Below are 15,526 nucleotides of genomic sequence, written 5' to 3'. Positions count from 1 at the left end.
TATGAAAGTATTGGAACAAACAATGCGTTGGTACGGACCCAAGGATTCGGTCAGCCTAAAAGATATTGCGCAGGCAGGTGCAACAGGTGTGGTTACAGCTTTGCACCACATTCCCAATGGGGAAGTATGGACAAGGGCGGAAATAAAAAAGCGAAAACTGGAAATTGAAGCGGCCGGTCTGGTTTGGTCGGTAGTTGAAAGTATCCCGATTCATGAAAACATCAAAACTCGAAAGGGAGATTTTCAAGTGTATGTTGAAAATTACAAAACTTCCATTGAGAATTTAGCGTTGGAAGGTGTACGCACCATTTGCTACAATTTTATGCCCGTGTTGGATTGGACACGTACCAATCTGTTTTACGAACTGCCCAATGGTGCAAAAGCACTCCGCTTTGAAAAACAGGCCTTGGTGGCTTTTGATTGTTTTATTCTGAACCGTCCAAATGCAAAAGCGGACTATACGGAAACAGAGCTTGAAAAAGGAAAAGCTTATTTTGAAAGTTTGAACGAAGCTTCAAAGAACACTTTAATAAAAACGATTATTGCAGGATTACCAGGAAGTGAGGAAGGCTATACCTTAGAGCAGTTTCAGGATATTTTGGATAGTTATGAAGGTATCGATGCCAAAAAATTGGCTGAACATCTTACGCTCTTTCTCAAGGAAATCATCCCTGTTGCGGAAGCACATCATGTAAAAATGGCAATACATCCAGATGATCCGCCTTTCCCTATTTTTGGATTGCCACGAGTGGTCAGTACGGCGTCTGACATCAATCGAATGATGACAGAAGTACCGAGTTCATCTAACGGCATTACCTTTTGTACTGGCTCTTTTGGTGTCCGTAGCGATAATAACCTTCCTCAGATGATTCGTGATTTTGGTGCGTATATCCATTTTGTCCATTTGCGGAGTACGCAACGCGATACCGAAGGAAACTTCTACGAAGCAAACCATTTGGAAGGCGATGTGCCTATGTACGATGTGATGAAAGCACTTTTGGAAATACAGCAAGAACGAAATACTTCTCTTCCCATGCGGCCTGATCATGGCCATCAGATGTTGGATGACCTCGACCTTAATAAAAAAACCAATCCTGGCTATACGGCAATCGGACGGCTAAAAGGGCTTGCTGAGCTTAGAGGATTAGAATATGGGATTATTAGAAGTCTAGGTTGAACCCGTCAATCCTTGACAGTGTAATCGTATTTTTTTTCCATCTCGTCATAAAAAGCCTTTAATACATGGAAAGCTTTTTTCTTGAATCCATTTTCCGAGATGAGTCCTTTTCGGTTCCAACCATCTTGTATAAGCGGTAGGTTTCGTCTTGGAGAACGAAAATCCACCAAAATCCAGGGAGTCATGCCACGCAACGTTGAAATTTTTTGTAGCATGTTCAGTTGCTCTTCGTAGAGGTATTCTTGATATTCCTCCGTCCATCTGGTCAGCTTGTCCCCATGATGGTTGTATAAGGCCCCACCTCCAAATTCACTTACGAAAAAGGGCTTGTTTTCGGGCAAGTCCCATGTAACCTCACCACAACGGGATGGTAAACCGGAATACCAACCGATGTATTCGTTACAACTAAGGATATCAACATCTTCTGCAAACGGATCAGGGATTTTTACGGTATTTGCCGTGCTTTTTTCATCGCGTTCCAATGCGGCGCTAATAAAACGGGTGTCATCGATTGCCAGGGCGATATCTTTCAATTTCCGAAGAAAAATGAGCCTTGATTCTAAATCAGGGGTTTCATTGGCAACGGACCAAACAATGACACTAGCTCTATTTTTATCACGATGCACCAAGGTCTCCAATTGTGATTTTGCTTGAGCAAAAGCGGTAGGGTTTTCGTAGTCAATTCCCCAATACACCGGGATTTCTTCCCAAAGTAATAGACCTAGCTTATCTGCCAATCTGGGCATATTTTCATTATGTGGATAATGTGCCAATCGAACAAAATTACAGTTGAGTTCCTTCGCCCATCCAAAAAGCATCTTGGCATCTTCCATAGATTTTGCCCGGCCCACTTTAATCGGATTCTCTTCATGAAGACTAATACCTCTTAAAAAAATGGATTTACCATTCAGTAAAATATTGGCCCCTTCGGTCGTTATCGTTCTAAATCCAATCTGGTCTTTAAGCGTATCCGAACCAGAGGATAATGAAACTTCATAAAGTTTGGGGCGTTTGGGATACCACTTCTTCAGTTTTTTAGCTGGAATCAAAATTTCAGCCCTTCCATTAGCATCCGTTGTAAAAGTTTTATTGATTTTGACTTCAGGGATTTGAATGGTTACAGATTGCCCTGACGTTGCACTGGTAACCTGTACATATCCCTTGATTTGATTTGGATTGTCCTTATCCAATTGTAAACTATAATCCTGAATATGGGTTTTGGGTACTGAAACTAGTTTTACCTCTCGCGTAATTCCACCGTAGTTCCACCAATCCGTGGTGTAATTGGGCACGCGATGTTTTTCCCTGCGGTTATCTACACGAACAACCAATGAATTGCCCTTAGTTTTTAATTTATTGGTGATGTCAAAGTTAAAAGGGTCGAATCCACCCAAGTGCTGACCTACTTTTTCTCCGTTGAGGTATACATCGGTCTGATAGTTGGCCGCACCAAAATATAGGAAGGTGAGTTGGTTTGTATAAACCGCGTAATCAAATGTAGTCCGGTACCAAATGGCGCCCTCGTAGTATTGTAATTTTTCAAACTGACTGTTCCAATCACTTGGTACTATGATTTCTGGGGAGGTGTTAAAGTTATACTCCACACGATCCCAGCGTTCTTCAATGACTTTGTCCGTGTAATAAGGTTTAGCAGAAGCTTTGGTAGATTCCGCTTCATCAAAGGGAGTCCAGTTTCTATGGTTTCTGTAACCGGTATCATAAGGGTCGATAACGTATTTCCAATTTCCGTTCAAAGAAGTGGAAGGACGATTGTAAACATTTTGCAATAAGGGTTCTTGTGCGTCAATCTGGATAAAAGTAAAAGATAATAAAAAGGATAGTGCGCCTAATTTGCAAAGGGATATATTGAAAGTTGTTGAAATTCTATTTTTCATTGAGATTTTAGGTTTTCGTCGATGGTTTCGTTGTTGATTTTTACATTGTCAAACAATACGCCCGTCGTGTTTTTGACAGCGATTTTAGTATTGGTATCGGTAATGGATATATTTTGAAAAAAGATATTTCGAATAGGTTTTTCGGGCCTTCCGTTAACCGTTATGGATTTTTCCAAGGCAGATTTAATAGAGATATCCTGAAAGTAAAAATGCTCATAGCGCGTGAAATTCTCATTGCCACGCCAACCTTTGTAATCCGTAGTGAATTCAAAACCATAATTTACGTCTCCCACATCAATATTACGGACGAAAACATTTTCTACGAAACCACCACGGTCGGGGTTACTCTTAAATTGAAAGGCATGTTTTTCACTTTTGGACAACCTACAGTTTTCTACAAAGACATTTTTGACTCCAGCTGACATTTCAGAACCGATACAAAACCCGCTTCCTACCGCAGTATTGAAACTATTGTTCCTTACAATAATATTTTCTGAAGGAGGATAGGGCCAACCGTCCTGATCACGACCTGCTTTAATGGCAATACAATCATCATGCGTGTTGAAAATACAATTTTCAATAAGCACATTTTTACAACTTTCAGGGTCAAAACCATCATCATTGGTAGTGCCTGATTGAATGTTCAAGTTTTTTGCCGTGATATTTTCACATAACACGGGGTGAATCGTCCAAAAAGGACTGTTCTTGATGGTGAAACCCTCCAAAAGAATGTTTTTGCAGTTGATGAACTCAATGCCCGAAGGACGCAGAAAGTGGTCTTCACCAAATATCCTTTCTGTTAGCGGAATCTGGTCATTGCCCATTTGCCGAAGCAGCGTTTTATCCGCTTTCTGCTTTTTTTTCCAAGCAGACCAAACGGATCGGGCTTGCCCGTCTATGGTGCCCTTTCCTGTAATTGCGATATTTTCCACATCGATAGCATAAATCAAAGGGGAATAATTCATCAAAAATGTCCCTTCCCATCTCGATTTTACCACAGGAAGGTAATCTTCAGGATTGGGAGAAAATAGAAGTATTGCACCTTCACTTAAATGAAGTTTTATGTTTGATTTCATAAAAATGCTACCCTTTACATTATAAATGCCAGGGCGCACGGAAATAATTCCGCCACCTTCATTGGATAAATCGGTAATATGTGTATTCAATCTATCCCTAAAATCTATAGTGTCCGTAATATGTACTATGGTGTCTTTGAAAGCTGGAGGATGAATAGCTTCCAGAATAGCAGGATAGGTCTGTTCCCAAGCTGTTTTTATATTTTGTTGGGCAATTTCTTTGGTAAAATTATCTTTAGTTTGGGTTTTACAGCTTAAAAGGCATACAACTAAAACTAAAGGAATAATACGGTACCGTTTCCTCTCAAATATCCACTTTCGCAGATATGATATGATATGTTTTTTATTGAAACTCATATTGGTATACATTACTTAAAAACCGTAACCCAAATGCAGTGGCGATATCTCTGTAAATCAGCTTTAATTGGCCATTACCTTTAGTTTTTTGTCTTATTTCAAAAAAACCACCTGCTAAGTTTTTATCTGGATGATTTATGGAAAACTGGTTCTTTAGCGTAAAATCAATTGCTTTTTTGATGTTTTCAATAAAATCCGGTTTACCCAATTCCAATAATCGCAACCAAAGGATTCCGGCAAAAGAAATCCCCGAACCGCATGGAGAGCGTTCGTCAACACTGCCATCAGTATAGCTGATGTAAAAAATGGTTCCATTTTTTTGTTGAATAGCTGCTAATCCCTTCCCGGTTTTCATGGCTGCATCCAGATATTTTTGATTTTTGGTCAGCGTAAAAGCTTCAATTAGTGCTTCGGCATTCCATGTATTGAAACGTGCGTGGATTTTTCCAGTTTTTGGATCATTGGGTTCAAAATCCATCCAAAACCCATTGTCACTTTGTTTTTCTATGAGGCCATCACAAAGTTCCAAAAACGCCTTTTTGTACCGCTCTTCACCATTAAACAGGTATATATCTTTCCAAAGGTATCCTTCTGCATTTGGGCGGGCTACTTGTTTTATAGTGATTTCGTGACCTTGATGCTGGGCATGTGGACTTTTGTTCTTCCAAATTTCACCAGTTTTCGGGTCAACTATGTTGTAACTTAATTTATGCTCAGGCAAGTAGAGATTATCGAGAATCCAACTCCCCGCAGAAGTAGCTACTTCTGCATATTTTGGGTTTTCGGTAGCTTCGGTCAAATCAAAAAGTCCAGGGGTACCATCGGTAATTGTGGTGGTATTTATTAGGTTGCCCACGCTAGCACCATGGATAGCATTTAAGTAACCTTCTAGAGAATGTCCTTTTGGAAATTGCAGACCAATCCACCAATCCCCAGCTTTTTTTGCATAGTCTAGCGCCATAGGCTCTTTTGTAACATCATGGGCGGCAAGCAATCCTTGAATCAGTTGCCCCGTATGCCATGCTGGTTCATATTCCATCCATCTTCCCGATATCATTTCATAATCGCCTTTTGACTTTCCTTCTTCGTCAAGACAACTTTTTCCGGCATGGACAATTGCATTTTTTAATGAAGCTTCGATTTCCTTTTTGTACAATTTATCTAGGCCCAGCTTTTGTTCTTGCGCACATGCAAGAAAACTTATGGCCGTTAAAAAGCTAAAGAATAATTGAGCTCTCATGGTGCAGTCAGGGTATTGATCTGGACAGCAATAGTATCAACGGAAGCGTTATAAGTCCATAAAAATGGAAAAGATACTTGACTGCTGCGTTCAACTTTTACATTCTTCATCCGCACATTTTCGGCATTTGCAATAATGAAATTTGCTTTTTCATTGACAAAATTTGAAGTGCTCGGCCAGTGCTGTATCGATTTATTTCCTTTGGGCTTGTTCCATTCAGAATTATCAAGTGTATCCTTAATGGTAATCTCCATTCCAGTTATTGAGATGTTTTGAATGTATTGTTCTGGATGTCCGGACAGATAGAAAATTCCTTTTGTGGAGATGTTACAATTTTCAAAATGGATGTTGGTTATTTCACCGGGTGCAGAATCAGCTTGTCTTTGATGGATATCCATGAAAATACCATATTCTTGGTCATGTCTAGAACCTGTTTCAGAGTCAATGTTTTTGAAAAGGACATCTTCATATCGTCCACTGTCCATCATAAACAGAGCCATGGCATAACGTGTTTTTCGTATGGTAATATTTTCAAATGTGATATCTTTTGTTAGATAGCCACTTCCTGTACCCAGTTTCAGTGCGGAATCATCACTTTCGATATAACAGTCTTTTACCGTAATATTTTCAGTGGTTTTTAATCTTGAATTGCCTTTGGCATCGGTTAATTTCTCCTCTTTTTTGGTGTTTTTTATACAGATGGCGTCATCCCCGGTTCGAATATCACAATTTGAAATGGTTACATTTTTGGAGTTGCGGATATCAATTCCATCCGTATTTGGACTTTTTGGGTCATTTTCAATAAAAATGTTTGATACGGATACTCCATTGCAGTAATCAAAGTTAAGGGTATGGGAAGGACTATTTTTTAAAGTAACACCGCTTACAGAAACATTTTTTGAATCTTCGATTACGATCCAAGGCTCTGGTCGTTCAGTGTAGTTCCAATCCTCGTCAAAAAAAGACAGCCCATTACCATTGATGGTTCCAGTACCTGTTATCGAAAGGTTATCTGCAAAGGATGCTTTTATAAATTCCTCGCTAGTATAATCTTTCATGGTATTGCTGGCCAATAGCACTGCACCTTCTTCCAAGTGAAAAGTCATATCAGGACCTAAAATAAGGCTGCCTGTATAAAAAGTTCCCTGGGGTACAATCACTTTTCCCTTGGTTTTAACAGCTTTGTTGATAGCTTTTTGAATTGCATTGGTGCTTAACGTCTTTCCATCTGCAACTGCACCATAATCAAGAATGTTGAATTCATTGTCAGTTGATTTTTGGCAGGTCATCAAAATCAATAAAGGCAAACTAAAGAAAAGGGACAAGGATTTCATTATTTGGTATACTTTTTATCATAGGCCCTTACCTGGTCTTCATCGACTTCGACCCCTAAACCTGGACGATCACTAATATAAAGTCTTCCATCTTTAAATTCTGGAAAACCGGTCAACGCATCAAATGCTCCTGGAGCTTTTTCTCGGAGTGCAAATTCCTGGGGCTCTGTTGCCATTTTTGTGGCACAGACCCAATGAAGCATACAGACCGTACTTAAAGAAGGTCTTGAATTGTGCGCCACCAACTTTACATTTTGGTTTGCGATATAATCCCCAATACGTTTTCCACCCGTGAATCCACCACATTTCAACAAATCTGGGTTTACCGCCCATGAACCGCCATAGTTCAATAAATGTTTTATTTGCTCTACGGTATAGGCATGTTCACCAAATACTATGGGAATGTTTACTTGCTCTACTACTGCTTTTATGGCATCATAATCATAGGGTGCCGTGGGCTCTTCCCACCATGCTAAATCGAAAGCCTCTAGCTCCTTACCAAGTTCTATGGCCCTATCTCTGCTATGGCCCATATTGGCGTCCATAGCTAGCTTTATGTCACTGCCTACGCCTTTTTTTAACGCGGCGGCAAAAGCTGTGGTATTGTCGTTGGGAGGGTCTTGGTTCTCCAATCCCCATCGCATGCGAAACTTCATCGCATTATAGCCTTCTGCTACTAGTTGCTTTGCTTTTTCAGCTGCTTTTTCTGGTGTAGGGTATACATCTCTTGTAAAACTGGCATAGATTTCCACGGAATCACGGAGTTTGCCTCCTAAAAGCTCATATACAGGTTTTTTGGTGGCCTTGCCCAAGGCATCGTAAATAGCACAATCTATTCCCGAAATGGAATAAGTCAATAGTCCGCCTGGTCCTAAATCGTATTCGGATTTAATACAAAGGTCCCACGTTTTCTCCGCATCAAAAATATTGGTGCCCTCGTAGTAGTTCTTTAGCGTTTTTTCAATTAATGTCCTTGAACTTCGCTTATCATTGGGCATGGCTTCTGCCCAACCTTTTATGCCATTGTTCAGTTCTACGGATACAAAAAGTGCCTTTCTCAATAGAAAGGTGTCTATATCCTTGATGATAAAATCATCGTCTTTTGCCATTTCATCGAAACCTAAAATAGTGTTTGCACTCAATTTTGAAGCGCAAGACCACATAGGAAAAGGCAACCCTGTAGCCAGGGTTGCCGATGAAATCGTCTTAATGAAATTTGCTCTGTTCATTTACAACTTCTTGAAATTAAAAAAACTAACTTAAACTAATGTATTTATTCTCTTGGAGTACCATCAAAGTTGAGAGTCCAGCCGAGTGTCCAATCATCATCTGGTGAAACCGCACCTGTGAAGTTTACGGCATCGAAAAATTCTCCTAATGTTGAGGCATCTGATGAATTTATTGTTGAAACACCGACAAAAACATCTGTCAGTACTATTACATCTTCGGAATTATTGTTTGCTACATCTCTATAGTCATCCTGCACACTACTGTGTAAACCATCATCATCGCCATCTCCGCCATTACCAAAAACTGCGGAGTTTTTTATAACCATATCACCATTTTCACTTCGATTTCTAAAGGAATTGTCAAAACCGGTAACAATGAAATTGTAGAATTCTCCTTTTGCTCCATCACGTACTTGAACACCCTCTGTATCACCGGGTCCATCACCAACAACATTCGGGCCTATTACAGTAACATTAGACATTACTGCATCAGAAATTCTTGGGGATTCGTCCGTATCCCTTCCGTTGAGACCGATACTATCATCAACATCGGTTATGATTGCCCAGAATTGACCGTTGCCCTCCCATCCATCACTGTATCGTATTCCTCTATCACTGGGTTTTGTAACTAAAATATGTTTTAGGTTTACATATCCTCCCCGCATACGGATACCTGTGTCATCCGAGTTATGTATTTGCACATAATGAATTACTGTTGCACCGCCTACTTGCCTTAATTGAAGTGCTTCATCCCCATTTCCTCCGTTTTCAATTCGTACATAGGTTAGAATTCCAGAATTTCCTCCAAGGGTATCGTCGCCACGTAATACTACACCAATCCAATCACCGTTATCTGGGTCTTCTGGTTGGTCTGGCGCTGCATTTATAGATGTGAAAATTATAGGATCTTCGACAGTTCCTTCGGCAATCAAGGTTCCTCCAATTAATACATTTAATTCCGTGTCTTCATTGATTGCATAGATAGTAGTTCCTGCTTCAATAGTTAGGGTAGTGATGTCATCTACTTCTACTTCGCCATTTAATAACCACAGGTTATCTTTGTCAAATGTCTCATTAAAATTAATCCTACCGGTTACTTGCTTAAAAACTGTACCGTTAATCTCGACATCTTCGATAGTAAATGCAGGGGTGACTTCAGAAACTATTGCGGTAAAGATTTTTGTCTCTGTTTCGCCCAAAGAATCGGTCACGGTGAATGTAAATGTTTGGGTAGTTCCCAGCAAGTCTTCCGTTATCAAGAATTCTAAATCATAGGTGTCGTCTCCATCGGTTCCTTCGGCATAGTTGACTCTATCAATTATAGTGCCTCCACGTTGTACTACAAATTCCCTAAAGGTGGCAGATGCTTCATAACTTACCTCTACGCGTATAGTTTGCCCAATTCTGAACTCACCGCTTTCTATCGAGAGGTTGATATTTGGAGATTCAAAAGTTAGTTCTCCTGAAAGGTCGTCATCACTACAGGAAAAGTTTATGAAAAGACCTAATACTGTCAGGCAAAATAGTTTTAGACTGTTTTTTAGTATCATTTTCTTAAAATTTAAAGTTAATACCAAAGCGTGCAGACCAATCGTAAATCTCATAATTGGTTACTTGACTTCTAATGGTTTGAAATTCTACGACGGGTTCGTTCGTAAGGTTGATGAATTCTATAAAAAAGGTAAGATTGTCCGTTATTTTTTGTGAAGCATTCACATCCAATTGATACCGTTCTTCTAAAAAGAAGTCAAAATCTGAAGTGGTAGCAAAACTTGTAAGCGATCTTCCGTTGTAATTGAGCGATGCCCGTGCACTAAATCCACCCTTGTCATAGGACAGTGCAGCATTCCAGGTGTGGTCTGCCTGTCCTATGAATGGAATTCCTTCTCTAGTCTCAAGTTCACCTGTGTCTTCGTTTAAAGATGAAAAACTACTATCGGAATCTACATAGGTGTAGTTAGCGAATACGCCCAACCCCGAAAGAAATCCTGGAAGAAAGTCCATTTTTTTCACAAAATTCAGCTCTACCCCAAGTAGCGTTGCCTCATCTCCGTTGATAGGGGAACGTTGTAAAAACAAATCGTTGTTAAAATCTACGTTGGCAAATTGCTGAAAAATGAAGGTGGAAATGTCCTTGTAGAAAATCCCACCAGAAATTACTCCAGCTCCCTTAAGATAATGTTCAAAAAGCAAATCAAAGTTATGGGATTCTGCAGGGTCTAGATTTGGGTTTCCCCTGGTAAGTACTTGATCTGCAAAATTTATGTTTTCCGAAGGTACCAAGTCCTCAAGCGTTGGTCGTGCATACGATTGGGTATAGGCAAAACGTAAGTTCGTTCTATCACTTAACTGGTACTTTAAATGTACCATAGGTAAAAAGAAATCGTAAGAACGACCTCCTGAAATTGGTTCTGAAGAAACAGGGACTGCAGGTTGATCATCACCAGCTGGGGGTTCAATCTGTAGTTCCAATGCTTCGTAGAGCACATCTGTTTTCTCGTAACGGACACCTGCCAAAATCCTAAAATTATTAAACTGGATTTTACCTTGAAAGTAAGCGGCATAGACATCTTCGCCGGCATCAAAGAAAAAGCTTTCGCTATTGATACGTGATGTGTTTACATCCAAATCGTAAGCGCTCCTGAACAAGTTAAAATGTTCCCTTGCTGAATTTGGGTTGGGAAACTGCCCCATTTCGTAGCGTCCGTCAAAGATGGTTCCGCTATTGCCATCCAAAACCTGACTTAAATTATAAGGACCATTAAAATCGTTGTACTCAACGGTATTTCTTCTTCTTAAGTTATCCAAATCCCTATATTTTCCACCTGTTTTAAATTCTCCGGAATTTTTCCCCAATCTAAAAGGTATAGTGAGATTCAATCTAGCTACTGTATTGTCTCCTCTGTTTAAAATAGGCAGGTCTTGTTGAAAGGAATTAAAAAGGAAGGCACTATAATCTTCAAAGTCAGCGTCCGGAGACGAGAAAATAGTGAAGTCACCGTCTCTTTCTTGGACAAGGGTCAAATCTCTTTCTCTAAAGACGAAACGGTCACTATTTAGCTTTCTTTCATTTCTGGAATAGTTTATACCATAATCAAGTTTTGCAAAGTCACCTAAAGGATGATTTCCCTCTAACGAAATATTTATGTTTTCTCGGTTAATAACACGGTCGTTGATATCTCTTCTGACCCTTACATCATTATCGGGACCAGCGACATTTGGATTTAATGGATCTTGATAATTGTTTCTAGGTCTAAATCGTGTCCTTCTTCGTAACGATTTATCCCTTAAGTTGTTATAGGTAGCTTTAAATACTAAAGACGAATTCTCTGAAAATTTATAATCAAAAGTAGCATTGACACCAATTCTTGTTCTTTCATTCAGTAGCGGGCGTAAGCGATAGTCATCCAAAACAAAGGCCCTAAAAGAGTTGGGGTCATCTTGATTCCCAATCCTTCTGTCCCTATATGTTGCTTCAAAGCGTTCTTCTCCGTTAAAAGTATTGTAAAAACTGCTACCTATCAATATCCCGAATTTTTCATTGGCAAAGCGTTTGTCGAACTTAAAACGATATACTTGACTGGCCTTTTCAAAAAGATTGTTGTAACCACCACCAATACTTCCCTTCACTCTTCCTTTGGAAGAAGTTGCTGTAGCTGTGATTAGATTTATGGCACCACCTACTGCATCACCATCCATATCGGGTGTTATTGCTTTGCTAACCTCCATAGAAGCTAGTTGATCTGCCGATATTAAATCAAGGCTTTCGGTTCTTCCTCCTCCTTCATCCGTAGTTGGGATTTGCTCACCGTTTATGGAAATGGTCGTGAAGTTTTGAGGTGTCCCCCTAATTTTTACATTACTTCCTTCACCATTGTTACGTTCAATATTTACACCAGGAACCCGTTGCATGGCCTCACCAACATTAATATCTGGAAAGCGTCCAATAAGGTCAGCAGAAACAATTGTTTTGATATTGTCGGCATTTTTTTGCTGGTTGAAAGCTCTTTGTTGGCCATCAAAACTCCCGGTGATAATAACTTCGCCGAGTTGATTTGTTTCTGGTTTCAATACAATATTGCCAGTAGATTGCAAGGATTGGTCTACTGTTGTAGTGATATTGTATTTTTCATAGCCAATGTAGGATACCTCAAGTTTATGAGATCCAAAAGGAACCCTATCTAATTGGAATAGACCTTCAAGCGAAGTGCTTGCACCAGTGTTTAAATTTCTAATTACTACTGAGGCACCTGGAAGTGGCATTCCAGCTTCATCCACCACTCTCCCTGTTATAGTGCCATAACTTTGAAAGTTGGTTTTTAAAGAATTCTCTGGTAATGGGTTACTCGCAAATGTTAAGTAATGTGCAAATACGAGAAAAATGACCATAAAAGGCCAAAACAACTTTAATTTACTCTGAGACATAACATAATCATTTTTTAATTCCTGTTTAAAAGCTCACAGGAAGTTGTTAGCTTGTTTTGTTTGTGCAATCGATTGCATAATTAATAAAGAAATATTAAATTAGCAAATATTTTGACTTAAAAATGAAGTAAGGTCAATTATAATAGGATTTTTAAAGGAATTTAAAAACTTGATGCCTAAATTTCATGATGATTAATATTTATTATAAATTGTGCAACCGATTACATTTTCATGATGTTCATTCAAAAGTGTATTTTTACAAAAGGGTCAGTTTAGTTTGGCAAATAGTTATATGAAAAAAGCAACCATACATGATATTGCCGAGAGACTCAATGTAACGGCCTCTACAGTTTCAAGGGCATTGAACGGTAATCCCAGGATAAGTGAAACTACTCGAAAGGCAGTATTAAAGGCAGCAAAGGAATTGGATTACGAGCCAAATCAAGTTGCGTCTGCTTTACGTAGTGGTAAGACCCAGCTTATCGGAATGTTGGTACCAAGTATAAATCGAGCTTTTTTTTCCTCTATTATCAAAGGTGTCGAAGAAGTAGCCAATTCGTTGAACTATCGTGTTATCGTTAGCCAATCCAGTGAAGTTTTAAGTAATGAGGAGAATGCCGTAAAAGCATTTTTAAATGCGCGTGTCGATGGCATTATAGCTTCAATCGGTAAGAATACACAACATTTTGATCATTACGAGCAAGTTCTTGATCGTGGACTTCCCTTGGTACTTTTTGATAGGACCACACCATTTCTCCAAACAAGTCAAGTAGTCATCGATGACTATCAGGGAGCTTATCTGGCCACAACACATCTAATAGAACAGGGATGCAGATCTATAGTCCATTTAACTACCGAAAGAAAAATCGATATTTACAAGGAACGTTACCGAGGTTATCTGAATGCGTTAACAGACAATAATATTGAGCCCGACACCTCTATGGTTTTTAGCGGTAACCTACAAGTAGAGGATGGAAGGGTACATTGTGAAGCACTTTTAAAACAAGAGCGAAAGTTCGATGCTATTTTTTCTGCCAGTGATTATGCGGCAATAGGTGCCATGCAGGTCCTAAAGGAAAACGGTTTTAAAATTCCTGATGATGTAGCGCTCGTTGGCTTTCTGAATGAACCGTTCACATCGTTTACAGACCCTCCTTTAACGACTGTAAATCAATTTCCCATAGAAATGGGACAAACTGCGGCCAATCTTTTTTTCAACCTATTGAATACGGAAAAAAAGAAAATAAGACCAAAAAAAACGGTCATACAACCAGAACTTGTGGTTAGAGCCTCTTCATTAAAAAAATAATAGAACTATACCTACTAAATATGGAACCCTCAAAAATCAACACAATGTACAATCGATTGCACAACTCAAGTCAACAATTCATTACAGATGATTTCATGTTACAAAACGATTTTGCAGGGAAACTATATCATGATCATGCCAAATCTTTGCCTATACTGGATTATCACAATCATTTACCATCAAAGGAGATTACCGATAACCATCAGTTTAAAAACTGTACCGAGGTATGGTTGAATGGCGATCACTACAAATGGAGGGCCATGCGTACTTTGGGCATTGATGAAAAGTTTATAACCGGTAATGCAACGGACAGGGAAAAGTTTGTTAAATGGGCGGAAACAGTTCCTTATACCGTTAGAAATCCGCTCTACCATTGGACACATCTTGAGCTTCAACGCTATTTTGATGTCAACGCATTACTATCAAAAGACAATGCGGACGCGATTTATGAGTTAACCGAAGAAAAACTCCAAACAGAGGGGTTTAAGACACAAAACCTACTTAACATGATGAATGTTGAAGTGGTATCGACAACCGATGATCCAATAGATAGTTTGAAACATCATTCAAAGTTTCAACAGCAAAGCCATGAGTTTCAATTGTTGCCATCGTTTAGGCCAGATAAGGCCTATGCTGTAGAAAATGCAAATAGCTATAGGGAATACCTGGAAAAATTGGAGATGGTTTCAAACATAGCAATTACATCCTATGCAGATTTAATTGCCGTACTTAATAACCGTATAGAGTTCTTCAAAAAAAATGGCTGCAAAATAGCCGATCATGGGCTGGAAAGACTACACTATTTTGAATTTGGAAAATTTGACGTTGAAAACTTGTTCAAGAAATTAATGGATGGGCATCAACTCAATGAAGAGGAAATAGCATACTTTAAATTTGAGACCTTGGTTCATCTATCGCATACATATCATTCATTGGGTTGGGTACAGCAATTTCACCTTGGTGCATTGCGCAATACAAACAAGCGAATGCTGTCAAAATTAGGACCAGATACTGGGTTTGATAGTATAGTTGACTTTCAGCAAGCTATGCCGTTGTCTTCTTTTTTAAATCTTTTGGATAGTACCGATCAGCTTGCAAAAACCGTCATATATAATTTGAATCCAGCAGATAATGAAGTCTTTGCGTCCATGATCGGAAACTTTAACGATGGGAGTATAAAAGGCAAAATGCAATTTGGGTCAGCTTGGTGGTTTTTGGACCAAAAAGATGGTATGGAAAAACAACTGAACAGTCTTTCAAACTTAGGCTTGTTAAGCTGTTTTATAGGGATGCTTACCGATTCTAGAAGCTTTTTGTCCTTTCCTCGACATGAGTATTTCAGAAGGATTTTATGTAATTTAATCGGTATGGATGTGGAAAACGGAGAACTTCCCAATGATGAAAAATGGTTAGGCCAAATCGTTAGTGACATTTGTTATCATAACGCCAAGCAGTATTTTGGATTTTAATTTTCCCATTGCGAT

General features: G+C 39.2%; 10 protein-coding genes. 3 read left to right on the top strand and 7 right to left on the bottom strand.

All coding sequences use genetic code 11. From position 1 onward, the window contains the following. Positions 1-10 precede the first annotated feature (10 nt). The gene (gene uxuA, locus KIM67_RS09430) at positions 11-1,177 is read left to right on the top strand and encodes a mannonate dehydratase (RefSeq protein ID WP_213831159.1); all 1,167 of its coding nucleotides are present in this window, start codon (positions 11-13) and stop codon (positions 1,175-1,177) included. 5 nt (positions 1,178-1,182) lie between these two features. Here the strand turns inward: uxuA and KIM67_RS09425 are convergent, their stop codons facing one another. From KIM67_RS09425 to KIM67_RS09395, 7 genes are read right to left on the bottom strand one after another with little or no spacing between them, the layout of a single operon-like run. Beyond that, positions 1,183-3,072 (bottom strand): glycoside hydrolase family 2 protein, encoded by a 1,890-nt coding sequence (locus KIM67_RS09425; protein ID WP_213831081.1) that lies wholly within the window; start codon positions 3,070-3,072, stop codon positions 1,183-1,185. Further along, the gene (locus tag KIM67_RS09420) at positions 3,069-4,505 is read right to left on the bottom strand and encodes a glycoside hydrolase family 28 protein (protein ID WP_213831080.1); all 1,437 of its coding nucleotides are present in this window, start codon (positions 4,503-4,505) and stop codon (positions 3,069-3,071) included. Before KIM67_RS09420 ends, KIM67_RS09425 begins: the two co-directional genes overlap by 4 nt. Further along, positions 4,492-5,745 (bottom strand): hypothetical protein, encoded by a 1,254-nt coding sequence (locus KIM67_RS09415; protein WP_213831079.1) that lies wholly within the window; start codon positions 5,743-5,745, stop codon positions 4,492-4,494. The genes KIM67_RS09420 and KIM67_RS09415 overlap by 14 nt, the downstream gene beginning before the upstream one ends. After that, on the bottom strand, positions 5,742-7,079 hold the full coding sequence (locus KIM67_RS09410) for a glycoside hydrolase family 28 protein (protein WP_213831078.1): 1,338 nt from the start codon (positions 7,077-7,079) through the stop codon (positions 5,742-5,744). The genes KIM67_RS09415 and KIM67_RS09410 overlap by 4 nt, the downstream gene beginning before the upstream one ends. Further along, positions 7,079-8,308 (bottom strand): mandelate racemase/muconate lactonizing enzyme family protein, encoded by a 1,230-nt coding sequence (locus tag KIM67_RS09405; RefSeq protein WP_213831077.1) that lies wholly within the window; start codon positions 8,306-8,308, stop codon positions 7,079-7,081. The genes KIM67_RS09410 and KIM67_RS09405 overlap by 1 nt, the downstream gene beginning before the upstream one ends. A 44-nt stretch (positions 8,309-8,352) precedes the next feature. Next, on the bottom strand, positions 8,353-9,858 hold the full coding sequence (locus tag KIM67_RS09400; protein ID WP_213831076.1) for a hypothetical protein: 1,506 nt from the start codon (positions 9,856-9,858) through the stop codon (positions 8,353-8,355). Between the two features lie 4 nt (positions 9,859-9,862). Further along, positions 9,863-12,733, bottom strand: coding sequence for a TonB-dependent receptor (locus KIM67_RS09395; protein ID WP_213831075.1), 2,871 nt, complete (start codon positions 12,731-12,733; stop codon positions 9,863-9,865). Positions 12,734-13,025: 292 nt separating this feature from the next. Between KIM67_RS09395 and KIM67_RS09390 the strand changes: the two genes are divergently transcribed. Beyond that, complete coding sequence (locus KIM67_RS09390) at positions 13,026-14,042, top strand: LacI family DNA-binding transcriptional regulator (RefSeq protein ID WP_213831074.1); 1,017 nt, start codon at positions 13,026-13,028, stop codon at positions 14,040-14,042. Between the two features lie 20 nt (positions 14,043-14,062). Then, positions 14,063-15,511, top strand: a complete 1,449-nt coding sequence (gene uxaC / locus KIM67_RS09385) for a glucuronate isomerase (protein ID WP_250149218.1) — start codon at positions 14,063-14,065, stop codon at positions 15,509-15,511. Positions 15,512-15,526 lie beyond the last annotated feature (15 nt).

The organism is Flagellimonas sp. 389 (assembly GCF_018449435.1).
Taxonomy (GTDB): Bacteria; Bacteroidota; Bacteroidia; order Flavobacteriales; family Flavobacteriaceae; genus Flagellimonas.
The sequence above is the reverse complement of the archived record's forward strand: the minus strand, read 5'-3'. Positions and strand labels throughout refer to the sequence as shown.